Source organism: Acidihalobacter aeolianus (assembly GCF_001753165.1).
Lineage (GTDB): Bacteria > Pseudomonadota > Gammaproteobacteria > DSM-5130 > Acidihalobacteraceae > Acidihalobacter > Acidihalobacter aeolianus.
Genome location: NZ_CP017448.1, coordinates 3,059,411 through 3,078,519 on the forward strand (window position 1 = coordinate 3,059,411; position 19,109 = coordinate 3,078,519).

Below are 19,109 nucleotides of genomic sequence, written 5' to 3' on the forward strand. Positions count from 1 at the left end.
TCGCTATCGTGCGTGTGGCGTAGGGAGGCTACCGCGTTTCAGTCGGGCCAGACCCGCGTCGGGAAAAGTTCGTCCTGCGAGGCCTTGGGGCTGGAAGGCTTGGCGCTCGAAGCAGGCTTGGCCGCGCTCTTGGCCGGAGCACGACGTGCCGGACTCGACGCAGCCGCCCGTTTCGGGGCCGCCTTGGCAGCAGGTTTCGCGGCGGTCTCCGCCGGTTTGGCCTCCTCGCTGGTCTGCGCCTTGGCCTTGCGCACGCTGGCGCTCAATTTGTCGCTGATACTGGTCATGCCTGCACCTCGTCGATAATCGCGTTGATTTCCGCGCGCGCCGGCGCGCCGAGCTTGCCTGCCTGGAACACCGTCAGTCCGTCCATCGCCGTGCTGCGGTACACCGCGCGGCGGCGCACGGCGGTACGCAGCGTGGGGATGGAAAATTCCCGTAATGCCCCTTCCATGGCGCCTGACAGCGCACTGCGCGTCTCCATCTGGTTGATCAGCAGCCGCGCCTGCAGCTTCCGGTTGACCTGCTGAGCAGCCTCCACGGCCTCGGCCAGACGCAGGCTGGACCACAGATCCAATGGCGACGGCATGACCGGGATCAGGACCTTGTCGACCGCCTGCAACACCTCAACCACTGCGGTACTGTCCAGAGTAGGCGGGCAGTCCACCAGCACCGCCTGCACTTCCTCACCCGTCGCCAATGGTTCGCGCGCATCGAATCCATCGGCCAGATGGCGTACCTGCATCGGCAGCGGGTCTGTCGCCAGCGAGGCCCAGGCGGCTGCCGTCCCCTGCGGATCAAGATCGACCAGCACGGTCGGCATGCGCAGTGCAAAACCGGCCGCGAGGTTGACGGCCAAGGTTGTCTTGCCTACCCCGCCTTTCTGGTTGATCACGGCGATGTAGTGCCTTGGCCTCACTTTCAGTTTTCCTCGAACAGCCTGTCCAGCCGGCTAACGAAGTCGCCAAGACGCGCCTGTTCTTCCTCCGAAGACGGCACCGTCAGTGAAACATTGGCGTAGTCCTTGCCGAAACCGATGTTATCGGGATGCACGCCCGTCGCCTCGGCCAGTTCGGCCAGCCCATCGAGGAACCGGCGCAAACGCGCGTATTCGGGAAACTCGAAACGCCTGAACCAGCTTTTCTCCGCGCCGTTGCCATTGATCGACCAACCCGCTGGGAGATTTTCAGCCATGTCCATCCTCCGTGCCCGGACTGCCGATACGATCGAGTTCACGAACATGCTCGGCCTCTTCCTCGAGCAGCTGTGCAAACAAGCGTTCAGCCGCGGTATCGCCCACCTTGCGCGCATGAGCCAGGGCTGCCTCATACAGTCGTACCGCATTGATCTCCAGAGCGCGGTCCGCCTCCAGCAAGGCTGGCACCTCACGCCCCAGACGTGCCGGCGGCAGCGTACCCGCGCCCGGCGCCACACCCTCCAGAATCAGCCGCTCCATCAGCCGCGCAGCGTGACTCAGCTCCTCCACGCACTCCTGATGCAGTTCGCGGGAGAGCGCCTCGTCCCCCCAAAGCCGCGCCAGCACACTTTGCGCGAGATACTGTTGAACCGCGCACATCTCGTGACTGAGTGCGCGATTCAACCAACCGAGCGTGCGCGGATCGACTCTGCGGTTCATGGTGCCACTCAGCTACGCGTCGAAACGATCTCGCTGTCGCGACCGCCGCCTACAGCGTCGGGCGCCTTCGGCAGGATGCCTTCGACTTCGTTGTGCACGCGCGCAATGATGTGCGCCGCAACCAGGCCGTCGCCCACGCGCTCGCAGGCATCGGCGCCGGCGCGAACCGCCGCGTTCACCGCGCCCGTCTCGCCGCGCACCAGCACGGTCACGTAGCCGCCACCCACGAACTGACGGCCAATCAGGCGAACTTCCGCCGCCTTGGTCATCGCGTCCGCCGCCTCGATCGCCGGCACCAGGCCGCGGGTCTCGATCATGCCCAGCGCTACTCCGCTGTAGTCCGCCATACGTTCATTCCTCGATCAATCGTTGTCTACGCAGACGGCGCTTTGCGATTACTCGCCCGGCGCCTTCGGCAGAATGCCTTCGACTTCGTTGTGCACGCGCGCAATGATGTGCGCCGCAACCAAACCGTCGCCCACGCGCTCGCAGGCATCGGCGCCGGCGCGAACCGCCGCGTTCACCGCGCCCGTCTCGCCGCGCACCAGCACGGTCACGTAGCCGCCGCCCACGAACTGACGACCGATCAGGCGAACTTCCGCCGCCTTGGTCATCGCGTCCGCCGCCTCGATCGCCGGCACCAGGCCGCGGGTCTCGATCATGCCCAACGCTACTCCGCTGTAATCAGCCATTTTCGTTTCCTCAAGCAGTTGTTATTGAAATCAGTTTTTTTATGGGCTTCAGGCGCTAGGCGCCTTCGGCAGGATGCCTTCGACTTCGTTGTGCACGCGCGCAATGATGTGCGCCGCAACCAGACCGTCGCCCACGCGCTCGCAGGCATCGGCGCCGGCGCGAACCGCCGCGTTCACCGCGCCCGTCTCGCCGCGCACCAGCACGGTCACGTAGCCGCCACCCACGAACTGACGGCCAATCAGGCGAACTTCCGCCGCCTTGGTCATCGCGTCCGCCGCCTCGATCGCCGGCACCAGACCGCGGGTTTCGATCATGCCCAACGCAATTCCGTTGTAATCCGCCATGTGTCAATCTCCTCTCGTGTCAACAATGATTCAACAAAACCGATAACATCCCGCCGGCAACAGCGCCCGTTTCAAATTCGGGCTTCAACCTTCGGCCGCGGTAACCTCCCACTGGTCGATAATCCCGCAGATGGTCAGATCCGTCAGGGTCTCCGGGTTCTTGAGCGCATAACGCGCAGCACTGCCACTCGTCGTGAACACCCAGCTCCCCGCGGGCGCACCGACCGGGTCGACCGCGACGGACAGGGCACCGCTCTGCGACTCCAGAATCCGCAGATCCTCGCTGCCGAGCCCCGGAACGCGCCGGGTGCAGACCAGTTCGTCCTTCACGCGCATGATCTCCATGCCCTCTCCTCACGGAGCCCAGTGGTCGATGATGCCGACGATGGTCAGGTCGGACGGGTAATCCTTGGCCCCGGCCGCATCGCGTGCCGCCGACGAGCCGACGCAAATCACCCAATCGCCCGGCACGCAACCGACCGCGTCGACCGCCACGCTGGGTGCGCTGCCTTCCTTCTCCTGCACGACCAGCAGCGGCCTGTGCCCCATCGTGTCGATGCGGTTGGTGGATACCAGGGTTTTTACGACCCGCATAATCTTCATCGAACCGCCCCTTCCTAATTCACAGCCTGCGTGCCGGTACCGCATTCGCGCACCAGGCCCAGACGTTCGTCTCCGGTCGCGTCGGACACACACAGTCCGAACTTCAGCGCACCTTCCGGAACCTGACCGCGATAGCGAGCGGTAATGCCCCGCATCACCCGTTCGCAGCGTTCGACGGCCCGCTCACGAGCGCCGGGTATGACCGAGGCGTAACTGAAGTGCACGATCACCGGTACGGGATAGCCGCGCGACAGATTCAGCTTCTCGAAGATATGTACGCCGACGTCGACGCAGGCGGCACCCTCTTCCAGAGTGTCCAGATGCGCGAAGTAATAGAGATTCCGCATCTGCAATTCGTCGATCGGGTCGCCCACGCAAATGAAACGTTCGCCGTGGCCGAGCCGTTCGTAACGTCCTTCGTGGTGCTGGATCACATATTCGATCTGCGACAGATTCGCTTCCAGAAGGCGTGCGATCAGCCGCTTCAACCCAACACTGGCACTGCTGCGCACCCCCGCCGCCGCCTGCTCGATGGTGTCCGCGATATGCTTGCTAGCTTGCTCCACAGCCATCCCCAGTGTCTCGCGGTAAACCTGAGCAGCCTCCACCGTGAGCGTGGTAAGCGGCTCGCCCTGGGCACCGGGCAGGTGCACACGGATGGCGTCCAGATCCGTATCGATGCCGAGCAGCAGAACGTCCGGCCCCAGACCCACACCGAAGGCCTGCATGATGCCGGTGCGCAGCTGATTCAACCGCGCTGCCGCCGCGTCACGCGCTGCGTCCTCGTTGCTGCCATGCGCTGCGCAGCCCTCGCTGGATGGCGCAGAACTGCTGTAGTGGTAAACCGCCATCTTCAGATAGCGAGTTCCCTGGCGGCCGTTCAGGCGTTGCATCAGCTCGCGCTGCGTCCAATCGGTCATATCGATCTCAATGTCGAACAGCGCGCCCGCATAGGCCTTGAGCAACACGGCCTCGCTCGTCGGGGCAATCCTGAACACGAACGGGAGCACCCCCTGCAGCCGTCCATCCGCACAGGGCGTGATGTCCAGCGTGTGGTAGCCGCAGTCGCCGATGAAGGCGTCGTCTATGGCCATTCCCGCCAGCCAATCGGCCTGCTCGCGCGGCGCCTGCGCCACGCTGCGTCGGCAGGCAGCGAACAGGCCGTGCGCGTATAGCGCCGCCATATCCACCCCAGCCATCCACGAGCCCTGCAACAAGGCCTCCGGCAATTCGCAGCCGAGTCTCGCATGCGCCAGCTCCTGTGCCTGTGCAGCGAAACCTTCGCCGCGAGGCAGCTCGGCGATACCGCGCAACACCGCCTCGACATCGTCGAAGCGTGCCTGCAGCATGGCCTCGTAACCATGCAGCGCCTGGTTCAACGCACGATCCACCAGCGCATGTTCGCAGGGCTGGCGCCCATTCAGGTCACACGCCGGATTGGCCAGCACCACGCGCGCTGCGGCGCGGCCTGCGCTGCCGCTCAGCAGCGTCCCGGCGGGCATACCCAGGGCATGCGGCTGCCTGGTTCGCTGTGCCAGCTGGCGTTGTTGGGCACGCGTGCGCATGATGCCGCCCTAGCCGCGCGCGCCGCCGGAAACGGTGACCACGGCGCCACGCTTGGCCGCACCGGCCGACCCCGTGACCGGGCTTTCCGGCACTTCGGGACGCTCGATATCGCGGTACGCCTGCGCGTTACGGCCCGTGCCCCGCGGGTTGCCGCGCATCGTCGGATTGCGCATGGCCGAGAAATACCCCTCCGTACCGGTCACCCGCTGCTGCATGCTCCAGGCATCGCCCGTAATACGGCCGCTGCGCTCGCCAGCTTCGCCGGTCAGGCGTTGGCGCACCTCTTCCTGCGCCTGCACCGCCTGGGCCGCCAGACCAACGGTTTCACGCTGACGAAACTCCGGAGTGCCCGTGATCAAGCCCTGGGCGCGACTGACACTGCCGGTGATGCGGTCGTTGTTCATCTGCGCACCGGTTATCATGCCGCTGCGCTGTTCAAGCGCCTGTCGCGCCGGCGACGCCACGCTGAAATCCTGCGGCGCGGGCGGACGAGGCGTCTCGACAACCGGCTTCCGTCCGACGAAGCGGCCGCTGGCAGCCCCGCCCACCGCGCACTCCGCCGACATGTTGTCGACACCAAGGTACGGCGTTCCGGTCACCGGTTCGCAGGCACCGCGCTCGTCGCCGGTCATCACCGAACCACCGGCGCCAGGCCGATCTCCGGTGATGTCGGCGGCCGACACGATGCCGTGGGTCGGCACGCGCGCCAGCTGCGCTTCCGCATTCTGCGGCTCGCAGAACTGCGCGTACTGACCCTGGCCGATATACGGCGTCCCACTGATTGGCGCACAGGCGCCGTATTCGTCGCCCGTCATCTTCCGCGAGCGGCCGACTGAGGATCCAGTCACGACCTCGCCCTGCCAGGTGCGATCAGATGCGACCTTGGCCACAGCCAGGTCCGCCGGGGTGCTGTCCGCGCAGGGGGACTGAAGATCCTGCGCGCCGACATAGTCGGTTCCGGTGACGAGGGCGCACCGACCTTCCTCGTCACCGGTCATTTTTGGGTTGGAATGCACCTCGGTTCCGGACACACGGGTTCCGGTACGGGTGAAGCCGTCACCGACCTTGGCCGGTGCCTCAACCGCGCAGGCGTCGCCGAAATCCTGGCTATTGAAGTACGGCGTTCCGGTGATCGCACGGCAGGAACCTGGCTCGCTGCCGGTCACCTTCTGATCCCGTCCGACCGAAGTCCCGGTAACGGGCTGCGCATTCGGTGTGGACATGACACTGACCTTGCGCGGCTGGCGCGGGGCCTCGCTGGCGCAGAACTCGGCATACTGTTCAGCACTCAGGTATTCGCTGCCGCTCACTGTACGGCAGGCACCGGATTCGTCGCCGGTCACGCGCGACGAATGGCCGACCGACGTACCCGTAACCTGACTCCCGCCAGCTGTGTGGCTGACAGCAACCTTCTCGGGAGCAGCCTTGGCCGTGTTGCGCGCATAGCGGGTACCGGTGATCGCGCGGGTCGCGCCGGCTTCGCCACCGGTCACCTGGCTTTCAGAATTCACCATCGTGCCGGTCATGGTCTTGCCCTTCTGCGTCTGCGTTGCGCCTACCTTTGCGGCGGGTGGCTTGGGACGCGTCGGGCAGAAACGCTCGAAGTGGTCGGCCGACAGATATTGCGTACCCGTAACCTCGCGGCAGGCACCGTATTCATTGCCGGTCACGTCGTCGTCGGGGCTCACGTCCGTGCCGGACACGGAGCGCCCGTGCAGGGTACGACTCAACGTCACCTTGGCGGGATTCGCCTCGGGGCGAGTCTTGCAGAATGCATCGAACTGCTCGAGGCCGATGTACTCGGTGCCGGTGACGGCGCGGCAGGAACCGGCCTCGTTGCCCGTAACCTGGGCGATGCGCTCGACCATGGTGCCGGTCACGCCGCTGCCGGCCAGGGTGTGGCCCTGCTCGACCTTCTGCGGCGCCTTGAGCGCTCGCGCCGAACGCCGCGAGGCGGTCTTGCGCCCTTCGGCGGAAGTCTGCTCTTCTCCGCGCCCGGTCAGCGCGCGCACCTTGCGTCGCTGCATCGCCACCTGGCGGCCGTTGACGCCCTTGGCGATGGCCACACGCCAGTCCTTCTCGGGCAGGTATTTTGCGATCTTGGTCGCCTGCGTCGCACGCCTGAGACCGGCCTTGCCCTCCTCAGCCAACGCCTTGCGGCGGGCCAGTGCCACGTCTCGACCGCTGCTGTGCGCATGATTTTTCACCAGGCGCGCAGAGATCTCCTTGGGCGTTAGCGCGGCAGACCCGGCCGCCGCGGCAACACGGCGCTCGCTACTCTGTGCAGCGGGTTTGGCCGGCATGTCGTCGCTCGATGTCTTGCAGCCACACGAACAGCCTGCATCCCTGACCGGAGCGGCCACGGTATTCCTGGCCGCACGCGTCGGGCGACTTCCGGCACGCGCCTTCGGCAGCTCCGCTTTGCCGCTGCGCGACATCGCCTCTCGGCGCTGGCGTGCCATGACACGCCCCGACGATTCGGCGGCAGCCGTGGCGGTACCGGGAACAGCCGATGCTGGCGCAACCGTTCTGGCGGCAGACGGCGGGGGCGTCACCCGGCTCGCAGGCTGACGCGCAGGCTTGACTGCGGTCTTGCCCTGCGACGCCATCGCCTTCCGGCGCTGGCGTGCCAATTCGCGGCCGGACAGCCGCGCCTCGGCATGACTTTCAGGCTGATTGTGCGTCATATCGTTCACCTTGCTTCACCAACATGGGCCGCCGCCGGCTTGTCGCGGACGACGGGCCTAGTCACCGAATTTCGGGTTCGCCGTGCTTAACCGCGATGAACCACGAAAGCCATACCCTGGCTCTGGGTGTAGTTGTCGTAGGCTACGAAGCGCACGACGTAGTTGGGGAACGCACGATGGCAGGCTTCGATCTCGCTCAACACGGTGTCGACCGAGTCCTCGCCAAACATCGGTAGGCCCCACATGTGCCAGTAGTGGTCGGACATCTCGTCCGGATGCACGTACTCCACCGCGGGATTCCAGCCCTGCGCGATCGCGTAGGCGATCTGGTTGCGCACCTGCTCGGCGGTGAACGTCGGCAGGTAGGAGAACGTTTCATAACGCTTGCTCGAAATATACGGATTCACAGCCATTGCAATACTCCTGTGCTTTCTGCGCCAGCGGGCGCTTGGATAGGCTCGATCTCAAACCGTTGGCATTGTGGTCGCGGCTTACTTGTGGCCGACGTCCAGCTTGTCCACGGTGTCGAACTCGAACTTGATCTCCTTCCAAGTTTCCATGGCCACCTTGAGTTCGGGCGAATGCGCAGCAGCAGCGGTGAGGATTTCCTTGCTCTCCTTCTCGAGCTCGCGCCCCTGATTGCGTGCCTCGACGCAGGCCTCGACCGCCACGCGGTTGGCGTGCGCACCTGCGGCGTTGCCCCAGGGGTGACCCAGCGTGCCGCCGCCGAACTGCAGGACGGAATCGTCGCCGAAGATATTGACCAGCGCGGGCATGTGCCACACGTGGATGCCGCCAGAGGCCACCGCAAACGCACCCGGCATGGAACCCCAGTCCTGATCGAAGAACAGGCCGCGCGAGCGGTCTTCAGGCACGAAGGATTCGCGCAGCAGGTCGATCCAGCCCAGCGTCGCTGCACGGTCGCCCTCGAGCTTGCCGACCACGGTACCGGTGTGCAGGTGATCGCCGCCAGACAGACGCAGGATCTTGGTCAGCACGCGGAAATGGATGCCGTGGTGCGGGTTGCGGTCGAGCACCGCGTGCATCGCGCGGTGGATGTGCAGCAGCACGCCGTTGTCGCGACACCAGTTGGCCAGACCCGTATTGGCGCAGAAGCCGCCGGTGATGTAGTCGTGCATGATGATCGGTGCGCCGATTTCCTTGGCGAACTCGGCACGCTTGTACATCTCCTCGGGGGTCGGGGCGGTGACGTTCAGGTAGTGACCCTTGCGCTCGCCAGTTTCCTGCTCGGCCTTGAGGATGGCCTCCATGACGAACTCGAAACGGTCGCGCCAGCGCATGAACGGCTGCGAGTTGACGTTCTCGTCGTCCTTGGTGAAGTCCAGGCCGCCGCGCAGGGCCTCGTAGACCGCACGGCCGTAGTTCTTGGCCGACAGGCCGAGTTTGGGCTTGATGGTGCAGCCGAGCATCGGACGGCCGTACTTGTTCAGCTTGTCGCGCTCGACCTGGATGCCGCTCGGCGGACCGCCGCAGGTCTTGACGTAGGCGATCGGGAAGCGGACGTCCTCGAGACGCAGGCCGCGGATGGCCTTGAAGCCGAACACGTTGCCCACCAGCGAGGTAAACACGTTGACCACCGAGCCCTCTTCGAACAGATCGATCGGGTAGGCGATGAAGGCGTAGAAGCAAGTGTCATCGCCCGGCACATCTTCGATGCGGTAGGCGCGACCCTTGTAGTAGTCCATGTCGGTGAGAAGGTCGGTCCACACCGTGGTCCAGGTACCGGTCGAAGACTCGGCTGCCACCGCGGCAGCGGCCTCTTCACGGTCGATACCCGCCTGCGGAGTGATCTTGAAGCACGCCAGAAGGTCGGTATCCAGCGGCACATACTCCGGCTGCCAATAAGTCTGCCGATATTCCTTCACACCGGCGTTATATTTTTTCTCGGCCATCATTGCCTCCTCAGATCAGAAAACAGCTCTTGAATCGATCCAGATTTCGGGGCCTTTTGATTCAAAGGACACCCACCCTAATTTCTAGTGCGGCAAGCTTAGTCCGAACCACAACATAAATTACAATCAAATTTAATGATTGCTTTAATCAGTTAAACCTTATATGTTTGCACCATCACGAATCAATTGACTCTCCATAGCACGCCCGCGAGCGGGCCATTCTTGACCTATGTCAGGGAGCGCCTAGTGAATTTCACCTTCCGCCAGCTCAAGACCTTCGAGGCCGTCGCCAGGCAGCTCAGTTTCACCCGCGCGGCCGAGGAACTGTTCCTGACCCAACCCGCCGTCTCGATGCAGGTGCGACAGCTCGAGGAAAACGTTGGCCTGCCCTTGTTCGAACACATGGGACGACGCATCGATCTCACGGATGCCGGTCGCGTACTGCATGGTTTCGCCCAGCGGATCAACGAGATCGTGGCCGAGGCGGATGAAGTGTTGGAGGGCATGAAGGGGCTGCGTCGCGGGCAGTTGCGGGTGTCCGTCGCCTCGACCGCCAATCATTTCGCCACCCGCCTGCTGGCGGATTTTTCGCGGCAGTTCCCCGAGGTCGCCATCACCCTCGACGTGACCAACCGCGAAACCCTGCTCAAACAACTCGACAGCAACGAGACGGACGTCGTCATCATGGGCGAACCGCCCAGCGACATGGACCTGGAAGCAGAGCCGTTCATGGAAAACCCGCTGGTCGCCATCGCCTCGCCGGAACACCCGCTCTGCGGCGAGGAGTCCATCCCGTTGGCACGTCTGGCGAAAGAGCGCTTCGTCCTGCGCGAGCAGGGATCCGGTACCCGCGGCGCCATCGCGCGCTTCTTCGAACAGCACGGACAGACGCTGCGGACCGGCATGGAAATGAGTGCGAACGAGGCCATCAAGCAGGCGGTCGAGGCCGGACTCGGGCTCGGCATCGTGTCGCTGCACACCCTCGAGCTTGAGCTTGAAGCGAAGCGCATTGCAGTGCTCCGGGCGGAGGGCTTTCCCATCCTGCGCGACTGGTACATGGTGCATCGGCGCGGCAAACGCAGCACCCCGGTGACGCAGGCATTTCACGATTACGTCCTCGCTGAAGCGGCGCGCCACGTGCGCCTGCCCAGCGGGTACAGCGCGTCGGGCGGCTGACCTGCCGGCTCAGGCGGGCGTGGACAACGCCTCGTCGAGCGCCCGCGCGCGCCGGACTGCCTCCTCCACCGTGTCGGCCAACACGCAGAAGTGGCCCATCTTGCGGCCGGGGCGCGCCTCGCGCTTGCCATAGAGATGCAGGCGCGCGCCTGGGGTCGAGTATAGACGCTCCCAGCGCGGCGCTCCGGACTGCCATCGATCGCCCAGCAGATTGACCATCGCCACCGGACTCAGCAGACGCGTTTCGCCCAGCGGCAGGCCGCACAAGGCGCGCAACTGCTGCTCGAACTGCGAACTCACGCAGGCATCGACGGTGAAGTGGCCGCTGTTGTGCGGGCGGGGCGCGATCTCGTTGACCAGCAACGCACCGTCGCGCGCGACGAAGAACTCGACCGCCAGAACGCCGCAGTAGTCGAGGCCCTCGACGATACGCACGGCCATCTCGACCGCCTTCGCGGAAAGTGCTTCATCGATCTGCGCCGGCACGCTGGACAGCGCCAGAATACCTCCCCGGTGAATGTTATCCGCCAGGGGGTAGCTGGCCGTGTTGCCCCGCTCGCCTCGCGCCAGCACGATGGACACTTCGCGCACCAGGTCGATGCGCCGTTCCAGCACGCAGGTCACACCGCCGAGAGAGGCGAAAGCGGCGGCAAGCTCTTTGGGGCCGGCAACCCGCACCTGGCCCTTGCCGTCGTATCCGAAACTTGCGCGCTTGAGAATGGCCGGGAAACCGACTGTCCCGGCCGCCTCCGTCAGGTCGGCTGCAGCATGAATCGCCGCGAACGGGGCTGTCGGCAAACCCAGGCCGCGCAGAAAGCTCTTTTCACGCAACCGATCCTGGGTCGTCGCCACCGCCTCGGCAGAAGGATGGACCGCCACGTCGCGCGCGAGCGTGCGCAGGGCATCGGCCGGAATATTCTCGAACTCCGTGGTCACGGCCGCGCACTCTCGGGCAAGCCGGGTCAGCGCATCGGCATCGTCGTAGTCGGCGCAGATATGCTCGTCCGCCAACCGGCCTGCCGGGCTGTCCGCATCCGGATCCACGACCAGTACGCGGTAGCCTGCTTCGCGCGCGGCCAGGACGAACAGGCGGCCGAGCTGACCTCCACCGAGCATGCCCAGGGTCGCACCCGGCAGAATCATGCCGGCGGCGGTACGATCATGGAAGCGGCCTTGTTCGCCTGCGCCTCACGAAACTCATCGAGACGCGCGGCCAGCCCATCGTCCGTCCGCGCCAGCATGGCTACCGCGAACAACGCCGCGTTCTCGGCCCCGGCCTCGCCGATGGCAAAGGTGGCAACCGGCACGCCCTTGGGCATCTGCACGATGGAGAGCAGCGAATCCAGCCCCTTGAGATGGCGAGAAGGAATCGGCACGCCCAACACCGGCAGCGTCGTCTTGCTCGCTAGCATGCCGGGCAGATGAGCAGCACCACCGGCGCCCGCGATGATGGCGGCAAGCCCGCGCGCCTTCGCGGCTGCTGCGTATTCGAACATCAGATCCGGCGTGCGGTGCGCGGATACGACCCGGGTCTCATGCGGCACGCCGAAACGCTCCAGACAATCGGCTGCACGCGTCATCACCGGCCAGTCGCTGTCGCTGCCCATCACGACGCCGATGATCGGCTTGTCCTGCATCGTTCTACCCCACCCACATGCTGAAAAACGGGTGATTCTCCCCCACCCGGGTGAGGATGCCAAGCTTTGGCCCTGTCGGCATACAATAAGCTTTTGTCCAGGGAGTCCCAGATGTCCGATACCCTTTTCCAGGCTCAGGTCGGCAGCCTGCCGCTGATCCACCGCGGCAAGGTACGCGACATCTTCGCGGTCGACGATCGCCATCTTCTGATCGTCGCCAGCGATCGCCTGTCGGCCTTCGATGTGGTACTGCCCGACCCCATCCCCGGCAAGGGCAGCACCCTGACGCGAATTTCGCTGTTCTGGTTTGAACGACTCGCGCACCTTTGCCGTAATCACCTCTCCGACCTGCGCCTCGAGGATGTACTCTCCGACCCCACCGAACGAGCGCCACTGGTCGGGCGCAGCATGATCGTGCGCAAGCTCGACGCCCTGCCGGTCGAAGCGATCGTGCGCGGGTACCTGATCGGCTCGGGCTGGAAGGATTACCAGCGCAGCGGCGCAGTCTGTGGGATTTCGCTGCCTCCTGGATTACCGCTCGCAGGGCAGCTACCGGAACCGATTTTCACCCCTTCGACCAAGGCCGCCGTCGGCGATCACGACGAAAACGTCGACTTCAAGCATCTGTGCGATGCCATCGGCGCCGCTGATGCCGCACGTGTACGCGATCTCAGCCTCGCCATGTACCGCAAGGCGGCCGACTATGCCCGCGATCGCGGCATCATCATCGCGGACACCAAGTTCGAGTTCGGTCGCGATCCGGATACCGGGGAACTGGTGCTCATCGACGAGGTGCTCACACCCGATTCGTCCCGCTTCTGGCCGGCAGACGAATATCGGCCGGGCATCAGCCCGCCTTCCTTCGACAAGCAGTTCGTGCGCGACTATCTGGAAACCTTGGACTGGGACAAGCGCGCACCGGGCCCACACCTTCCGTCGACCATCATCGAGGAAACCGCTGCCAAATATGCGGAAGCGCTGAAGCGGCTTCTGTAGACCCTTGCGCACGGACGGACTTCGACCTGCCATCGGATATCGGAGGAAATCACCGTTGATCTGCAACAACCAGGGCGTTTTCGTCACCGCCACGGATACGGGTACAGGGAAAACCACCCTGGCCATACAGCTTGCCGCCGCCCTGACCCAACGCGGCACTCGCGTCCGCGCGAGGAAGCCGGTGGAGTCGGGGTGCCAGCGGAGCGAGGCAGGCGAACTCATCCCAGCCGACGCTACCGCCCTGCAACTCGCGGCTGGAGGCTACGAGCCTCTCAACCAAGTCGCACCTTATCGGCTTGAAGCCGCCATTTCTCCAGCGAGGGCGGCTGCCATCGAGGGTGTTGACCTGCACATCGAAGCACTGCACCGGGCCTGTATGAAGGGGGTCGAGCCAGAGGATTTTCTGCTCGTCGAGGGCGCAGGCGGATTCTATTCGCCCCTCGCCAGCGATGGGCTCAACGCAGATCTGGCTTCGCGGCTCGGCCTGCCGATGATCATTCTTGCACCCGACCGTCTGGGCGTGATCGGCCACATTCTGCTCACCCTGGAAGCGGCAAAACGACGTGGCCTGCGCGTCGCGGGTGTGGTGCTTAACCGCCTCCCCGACCCCGATCGCCCGGCTCAACTGGACAATCTCGCGGAACTCACCGCGCTCGCCGAAGACATTCCCTTTTTCACCGCCGCCTCGGCAGCCGACCTGCCGACATTGGCGACAGGATTTGCAGCCCAACTGACGCGCTGAGCATCACCAAAAGACCATAAAAAAGGGCGGCCTTCCGGCCGCCCTTTGTACTCACTTCACATTGCCGCGGGCTCAGTTGACCTTAGGATCGAGCTCACCGCTCTGGTAACGCTTGGTCATCGCCTCCAGGCCCAGCGCCTTGATCTTGGACGCCTGACCGGCAGAACCGAAGGCCTCGAAACGAGCCTGACAGATGTCTTTCATCGCCTTGGTCGAGGCCGCAAGCCACTTGCGCGGATCGAAGTTGGACGGATTCTCCGCCAGGAACTTGCGCACCGCACCGGTGCTCGCCATACGTAGGTCGGTGTCGATATTGACCTTGCGCACACCGTGCTTGATGCCTTCGACGATCTCTTCGACCGGCACGCCATAGGTCTGCCCCATGTCACCGCCGTAGTTGTTGATGATCTGCAGCCATTCCTGCGGCACCGACGAGGAGCCGTGCATCACCAGATGGGTATTGGGGATGCGCGCATGAATCTCCTTGACGCGCTGGATGGCGAGGATGTCGCCGGTCGGCGGACGGGTGAACTTGTAGGCACCGTGGCTGGTGCCGATGGCGATGGCCAGCGCGTCCACACCAGTCTTCTTGACGAAGTCGGCGGCTTCTTCCGGATCGGTCAACAGCTGGCTGTGGTCCAGCACGCCCTCGGCCCCGCTACCGTCTTCCTCGCCGGCCATACCGGTCTCGAGCGAGCCCAGGCAACCCAGCTCACCTTCGACGGAAACACCCAGCGCATGCGACAGTTCGACGACCTTGCGCGTGACCTCGACGTTGTATTCATAGGTCGAAGGCGTCTTCATGTCGGGCTGCAGCGAGCCATCCATCATCACCGAGGTAAACCCAGACTGGATCGAGCGGAAACACACTGCCGGCTCGGCACCGTGGTCCTGATGCAGCACGATCGGGATGTCCGGATATTGCTCGGCAGCAGCGACGATCAGATGACGCAGGAAGGGCTCGCCGGCGTATTTGCGCGCACCGGCAGAGGCCTGGATGATCACGGGACTGTCGACCGCGGTGGCGGCGTCCATGATCGCGTGCACCTGTTCCATGTTGTTGGCGTTGAAGGCCGGCATGCCGTAGTTGTACTCGGCGGCATGATCCAGCAGTTGTCGAAGCGAAACGAGGGCCATTGTGACCTCCTAGGTAACGTGGTGGGTTTCAGAACCAAGCAAATAATCGTTGTTCATCGAATCCGCGTACGCGCAATGGCGGCGGCGCCACGAAACGCCGCACCGCATCAGGCGATATCCGAGAGGATGGGATCGCCCACGCGCACGATCTTCATCGCGTTGGTGCCGCCATGCACACCCATCATGTCGCCCTTGGTGATGATGACGAGATCCCCCTCGCTGACCAGACCCTGCTCCTGCAGAAGCTTGACCGCCTGACGGTTAGCTTCGGCATGGCTGGACTGGATGGTTTCGAAGGCCATCGGATGTACGCCCCGATACAGCGCGAGCTTTCTACTCGTCTGTTCGTGACGGGTCAATGCGTATACCGGAATGCCCGTGCTGATGCGTGACATCCACAAGGCCGTCGAGCCGGATTCGGTCATCGCGGCAATCGCGCTTACGTTGAGGTGGTTGGCGGTATACATCGTGGCCATCGCGATGGCCTCGTCGACATATTCGAAACGGGTATCCATGCGATGCTCGGAAACGCGCGCAGAACGGCGTTTCTCGGCAGCCTCGCAGATACGGCCCATGGAGGCGATCGCCTTGGACGGGAATCGGCCGGTGGCGGTCTCTGCGGAGAGCATCACTGCATCCGTGCCGTCCAGCACTGCGTTGGCGACGTCGAACACCTCGGCGCGGGTCGGAATCGGATTCTGGATCATCGACTCCATCATCTGGGTCGCCGTGATCACCACGCGGTTCATGCTGCGCGCCTTGTGGATCAGGTCCTTCTGCACACCCGGCAGTTCCGCGTCGCCGATTTCCACGCCGAGGTCGCCGCGCGCGATCATGATCACGTCCGACGCCAGGATGATTTCCTCGATGACCGGCAGGGCCTCGGCCCGTTCGATCTTGGACACGATGCAACCGTGGCCGCCGGCCTCGCGCAGCAACTCACGCGTCTCGTTGACGTCGTTCGCGCTGCGTGGGAAAGACACGGCGAGATAATCTACCCCGATCTCGGCTGCGGTACGGATGTCCTCGCGGTCCTTGTCGGTCAAGGCCGAAGCCGACAACCCACCGCCCTGCCGGTTGATGCCCTTGTTGTTGGACAGTTCGCCGCCCACCACGACCTTGGTGTGAATCTCGGCGCCTTCGACACGCTCGACCTCGAGTACGACACGGCCGTCATCCAGCAGCAGTATGTCGCCGGCGACCACGTCGTCAGGAAGCGTCTTGTAGGTCAGACCAACACGCTCCGCAGTGCCGTCGTCGCGGCCGAGTGCCGCATCCAGAATAAACGCTGCGCCATCGATGAGGTTCACCTTGCCATCGACGAAACGATCGATACGTATCTTCGGTCCCTGCAGATCGCCCAGAACGGCGACGTAACGCCCCTGCTTTGCCGCCTCTTCGCGGACCTTCTCCGCACGTTCGCGGTGCGATTCGGGACTACCGTGCGAAAAGTTGAGCCTGACCACATCGACACCGGCGCGCACGATGGCGGCAATCATGCCCGGCTGATCCGTGGCGGGACCCAAGGTCGCCACTATCTTGGTTCTGCGCATAGCGCGAGGACTCCTGTTTTGAGCGTGTGCCCGCGAATTATGACGCTGCGGGCATGGCGTGTCCGGCAAGCCGGCACCCTAAACCGATTGGATGGATATGGCATGACAGCGCGAGCCGCAACCGCTGCTCTCAATCGCGCGCACGCGCCTCCAGCATGGCGACCGCTGGCAGTTTCTTGCCTTCCAGGAATTCCAGAAACGCGCCACCTCCGGTCGAGATGTAGGACACGCGATCGGCAATGCCGTATTTGTCCACCGCTGCCAGCGTGTCGCCGCCGCCGGCTATCGAAAAGGCATCCGATTCGGCGATCGCCAGCGCCAGTGCCTTGGTACCCTCGCCGAACTGGTCGAACTCGAACACGCCCACCGGACCGTTCCACACGATCGTACCCGCGCTCTTGAGGATTTCGGCAAACTGGGCCGAGGTCTGCGGACCGACATCGAAGATCATGTCGTCCTCGGCCACCTCGGTCACCGGCTTGAGTTCGGCTGCGGCGGATTCCGAGAACTCCTTGCCGCAGACCACGTCGGCCGGCACCGGGATATCGGCGCCGCGCGCACGTGCCGCAGCCGACAGGCTGTTGCAGGTATCGATCAGATCGGCTTCGTACAGCGACTTGCCCACTTGGTGACCCGCCGCGGCGATGAAGGTATTGGCGATACCTCCGCCGACAATCAGCTGATCGACGACCTGGGACAGCGACTCCAGCACGGTCAGCTTGGTCGAGACCTTGGAGCCGCCGACGATGGCAACCATCGGTCGCGCCGGATTGTCCAGCGCCTTGCCCAGTGCCTCCAGTTCGCCTGCCAGCAACGGGCCGGCACAGGCCACCGGCGCGAACTTGGCCACACCATGCGTCGATGCCTGTGCGCGATGCGCGGTACCGAAGGCGTCCATCACGAACACGTCGCACAACGCCGCGTAACGCTTCGCCAGACCTTCGTCATCCTTCTTCTCACCCTTGTTGAAGCGCACGTTCTCCAACACAACCAGTTCACCTGCCGCGAGATCGAGGCCGTCCAGATAGTCCTTGACCACACGCACCTCGCGCCCAAGCAGGTCGCACAGATGCACGGCTACCGGAGCAAGCGAGGCAGCCTCGTCGTACACCCCCTCCTCGGGACGCCCGAGGTGGGACATCACCATCACGCGCGCGCCGGCATTCAGCGCCAGCTCAATGGTCGGCAGCGACGCGCGGATGCGCTGATCGGACGTCACCTTGCCGTCCTTGAGCGGCACGTTGAGGTCGGCACGGATCAGCACCCGCTTGCCGGCAAGATCGAGGTCGGTGAGCTTGATGAAAGACATAACTGGCGCTCCTGAAAAGGAAAGATTTTGGGTAATGGTCGTTACCGAAAATCTCTCGATACTTCCGGCGGGGGAACCCCCGCCGGAAGTATGACGATAGGCTTTATCAACCTGCGACGTGACGCACAAAACGCAGCATGTTGCAGGTGTAGCCGTACTCGTTGTCGTACCAGGCCACGACCTTGACGAACGTGCTGTCGAGCGCAATGCCGGCCGTGGCATCGAAGATCGAGGGCGCGGTGTTGCCGCGAAAATCGGTGGAGACCACCTTTTCCTCGGTGTAGGCCAACACGTCCTTGAGTTCGCCTTCGGAAGCCGACTTCATGGCAGCACAGATGTCGTCATAGGAGGCCGGACGCTCGAGTTCGGCGGTCAGATCAACCACGGAAACGTCGGAGGTCGGTACACGGAACGACATGCCGGTCAGCTTGCCGTTCAGCGCAGGCAGTACCTTACCCACAGCCTTGGCGGCACCGGTGGAAGACGGGATGATGTTCTCCAGGATGCCGCGCCCACCGCGCCAGTCCTTCATCGAAGGACCGTCCACGGTCTTCTGCGTGGCGGTGGCGGCATGCACCGTGCTCATCAGACCGCGCTTGATGCCGAAGGCGTCATTGAGCACCTTGGCCACTGGGGCCAGGCAGTTGGTGGTGCAAGAAGCTGCGGACACGATCGCCTGCCCGGCATAGGTGTCATGATTGACGCCATAGACGAACATCGGGGTGGCGTCCTTGGAGGGCGCACTCTGCACCACCTTCTTGGCGCCAGCCTGGATGTGCTTCTGACAGGTTTCCTCGGTCAGGAAGAAGCCGGTGCACTCGATCACCAGATCGACACCTGCCTCGTCCCACTTGAGGTTCGCCGGGTCACGCTCGGCGGTCAAACGAATTGCCTTGCCATTGACGATCAGTTGGCCGCCTTCGACGACGACCTCGCTCTTGAAACGGCCATGCACGGAATCGTGCTTGAGCAGATAGGCCAGGTAGTCGGCCTCCAACAGGTCGTTAATGGCTACGACCTCGAGTCCGTCGAACTCGGCTTCCTGCACGATGGCGCGAAACGCCATGCGACCGATGCGGCCAAAGCCGTTGATACCTACTTTCACAGTCATACGACT

21 protein-coding genes and 1 pseudogene are annotated in these 19,109 nt (G+C 64.0%); 3 read left to right on the forward strand and 19 right to left on the reverse strand.

Features of this window, described 5'->3' with window-relative positions; all coding sequences use genetic code 11:
• Positions 1-38: 38 nt before the first annotated feature.
• From BJI67_RS14255 to BJI67_RS14315, 13 genes and pseudogenes are all read right to left on the reverse strand, one after another.
• The gene (locus tag BJI67_RS14255; RefSeq protein WP_070073600.1) at positions 39-287 is read right to left on the reverse strand and encodes a hypothetical protein; all 249 of its coding nucleotides are present in this window, start codon (positions 285-287) and stop codon (positions 39-41) included.
• Entirely contained in the window at positions 284-919 is a 636-nt protein-coding gene (gene parA / locus BJI67_RS14260) for a ParA family partition ATPase (protein WP_070073601.1), read from the reverse strand. The genes BJI67_RS14255 and parA overlap by 4 nt, the downstream gene beginning before the upstream one ends.
• Positions 920-921: 2 nt before the next feature.
• Positions 922-1,194, reverse strand: a complete 273-nt coding sequence (locus BJI67_RS14265) for a hypothetical protein (RefSeq protein ID WP_070074173.1) — start codon at positions 1,192-1,194, stop codon at positions 922-924.
• Positions 1,187-1,636 (reverse strand): ferritin-like domain-containing protein, encoded by a 450-nt coding sequence (locus BJI67_RS14270; RefSeq protein ID WP_070073602.1) that lies wholly within the window; start codon positions 1,634-1,636, stop codon positions 1,187-1,189. The genes BJI67_RS14265 and BJI67_RS14270 overlap by 8 nt, the downstream gene beginning before the upstream one ends.
• Before the next feature lie 8 nt (positions 1,637-1,644).
• Positions 1,645-1,983, reverse strand: coding sequence for a BMC domain-containing protein (locus BJI67_RS14275; protein ID WP_070073603.1), 339 nt, complete (start codon positions 1,981-1,983; stop codon positions 1,645-1,647).
• Between the two features lie 48 nt (positions 1,984-2,031).
• A complete protein-coding gene (locus BJI67_RS14280) occupies positions 2,032-2,328 on the reverse strand; it encodes a BMC domain-containing protein (RefSeq protein ID WP_070073604.1) in 297 nt (98 codons plus the stop codon).
• Positions 2,329-2,376: 48 nt separating this feature from the next.
• On the reverse strand, positions 2,377-2,673 hold the full coding sequence (locus BJI67_RS14285; RefSeq protein WP_070073605.1) for a BMC domain-containing protein: 297 nt from the start codon (positions 2,671-2,673) through the stop codon (positions 2,377-2,379).
• A 105-nt stretch (positions 2,674-2,778) separates the two neighbouring features.
• Positions 2,779-3,018: pseudogene (locus tag BJI67_RS14290) on the reverse strand (carboxysome peptide B); the annotation flags it as partial.
• A gap of 9 nt (positions 3,019-3,027) precedes the next feature.
• Positions 3,028-3,276 (reverse strand): carboxysome peptide A, encoded by a 249-nt coding sequence (locus BJI67_RS14295; protein ID WP_070073607.1) that lies wholly within the window; start codon positions 3,274-3,276, stop codon positions 3,028-3,030.
• A 14-nt stretch (positions 3,277-3,290) separates the two neighbouring features.
• The gene (locus BJI67_RS14300; RefSeq protein WP_083250912.1) at positions 3,291-4,841 is read right to left on the reverse strand and encodes a carboxysome shell carbonic anhydrase; all 1,551 of its coding nucleotides are present in this window, start codon (positions 4,839-4,841) and stop codon (positions 3,291-3,293) included.
• A 9-nt stretch (positions 4,842-4,850) separates the two neighbouring features.
• Positions 4,851-7,529 (reverse strand): CsoS2 family carboxysome shell protein, encoded by a 2,679-nt coding sequence (locus tag BJI67_RS14305; RefSeq protein ID WP_070073608.1) that lies wholly within the window; start codon positions 7,527-7,529, stop codon positions 4,851-4,853.
• A gap of 86 nt (positions 7,530-7,615) precedes the next feature.
• A complete protein-coding gene (locus BJI67_RS14310) occupies positions 7,616-7,942 on the reverse strand; it encodes a ribulose bisphosphate carboxylase small subunit (RefSeq protein ID WP_070073609.1) in 327 nt (108 codons plus the stop codon).
• Positions 7,943-8,020: 78 nt separating this feature from the next.
• Entirely contained in the window at positions 8,021-9,442 is a 1,422-nt protein-coding gene (locus BJI67_RS14315) for a form I ribulose bisphosphate carboxylase large subunit (RefSeq protein ID WP_070074175.1), read from the reverse strand.
• Positions 9,443-9,688: 246 nt separating this feature from the next.
• On the opposite strand from BJI67_RS14315, the gene BJI67_RS14320 reads away from it, so the two are divergent.
• A complete protein-coding gene (locus BJI67_RS14320) occupies positions 9,689-10,618 on the forward strand; it encodes a LysR family transcriptional regulator (RefSeq protein WP_070073610.1) in 930 nt (309 codons plus the stop codon).
• A gap of 9 nt (positions 10,619-10,627) precedes the next feature.
• Here the strand turns inward: BJI67_RS14320 and BJI67_RS14325 are convergent, their stop codons facing one another.
• Together BJI67_RS14325 and purE are read right to left on the reverse strand one after the other, a co-directional pair.
• The gene (locus tag BJI67_RS14325) at positions 10,628-11,761 is read right to left on the reverse strand and encodes a 5-(carboxyamino)imidazole ribonucleotide synthase (RefSeq protein ID WP_070073611.1); all 1,134 of its coding nucleotides are present in this window, start codon (positions 11,759-11,761) and stop codon (positions 10,628-10,630) included.
• Positions 11,758-12,255, reverse strand: coding sequence for a 5-(carboxyamino)imidazole ribonucleotide mutase (gene purE / locus BJI67_RS14330; protein WP_070073612.1), 498 nt, complete (start codon positions 12,253-12,255; stop codon positions 11,758-11,760). The genes BJI67_RS14325 and purE overlap by 4 nt, the downstream gene beginning before the upstream one ends.
• A gap of 111 nt (positions 12,256-12,366) precedes the next feature.
• On the opposite strand from purE, the gene BJI67_RS14335 reads away from it, so the two are divergent.
• Together BJI67_RS14335 and bioD are read left to right on the forward strand one after the other, a co-directional pair.
• On the forward strand, positions 12,367-13,251 hold the full coding sequence (locus tag BJI67_RS14335) for a phosphoribosylaminoimidazolesuccinocarboxamide synthase (RefSeq protein ID WP_070073613.1): 885 nt from the start codon (positions 12,367-12,369) through the stop codon (positions 13,249-13,251).
• 55 nt (positions 13,252-13,306) lie between these two features.
• A complete protein-coding gene (gene bioD / locus BJI67_RS14340) occupies positions 13,307-13,993 on the forward strand; it encodes a dethiobiotin synthase (protein WP_197513140.1) in 687 nt (228 codons plus the stop codon).
• Positions 13,994-14,065: 72 nt separating this feature from the next.
• Here bioD and fba read toward each other — a convergent pair whose 3' ends face one another.
• The 4 genes from fba to gap form a co-directional block, all read right to left on the reverse strand.
• Positions 14,066-15,130, reverse strand: a complete 1,065-nt coding sequence (gene fba, locus BJI67_RS14345) for a class II fructose-bisphosphate aldolase (RefSeq protein WP_070073614.1) — start codon at positions 15,128-15,130, stop codon at positions 14,066-14,068.
• Positions 15,131-15,237: 107 nt separating this feature from the next.
• Positions 15,238-16,683: a pyruvate kinase gene (pyk, locus tag BJI67_RS14350; RefSeq protein ID WP_070073615.1), complete on the reverse strand. Its 1,446-nt coding sequence runs from the start codon at positions 16,681-16,683 to the stop codon at positions 15,238-15,240.
• A gap of 130 nt (positions 16,684-16,813) precedes the next feature.
• Complete coding sequence (locus tag BJI67_RS14355; RefSeq protein ID WP_070073616.1) at positions 16,814-17,992, reverse strand: phosphoglycerate kinase; 1,179 nt, start codon at positions 17,990-17,992, stop codon at positions 16,814-16,816.
• A gap of 106 nt (positions 17,993-18,098) precedes the next feature.
• The gene (gap, locus tag BJI67_RS14360; protein ID WP_070073617.1) at positions 18,099-19,103 is read right to left on the reverse strand and encodes a type I glyceraldehyde-3-phosphate dehydrogenase; all 1,005 of its coding nucleotides are present in this window, start codon (positions 19,101-19,103) and stop codon (positions 18,099-18,101) included.
• Positions 19,104-19,109 lie beyond the last annotated feature (6 nt).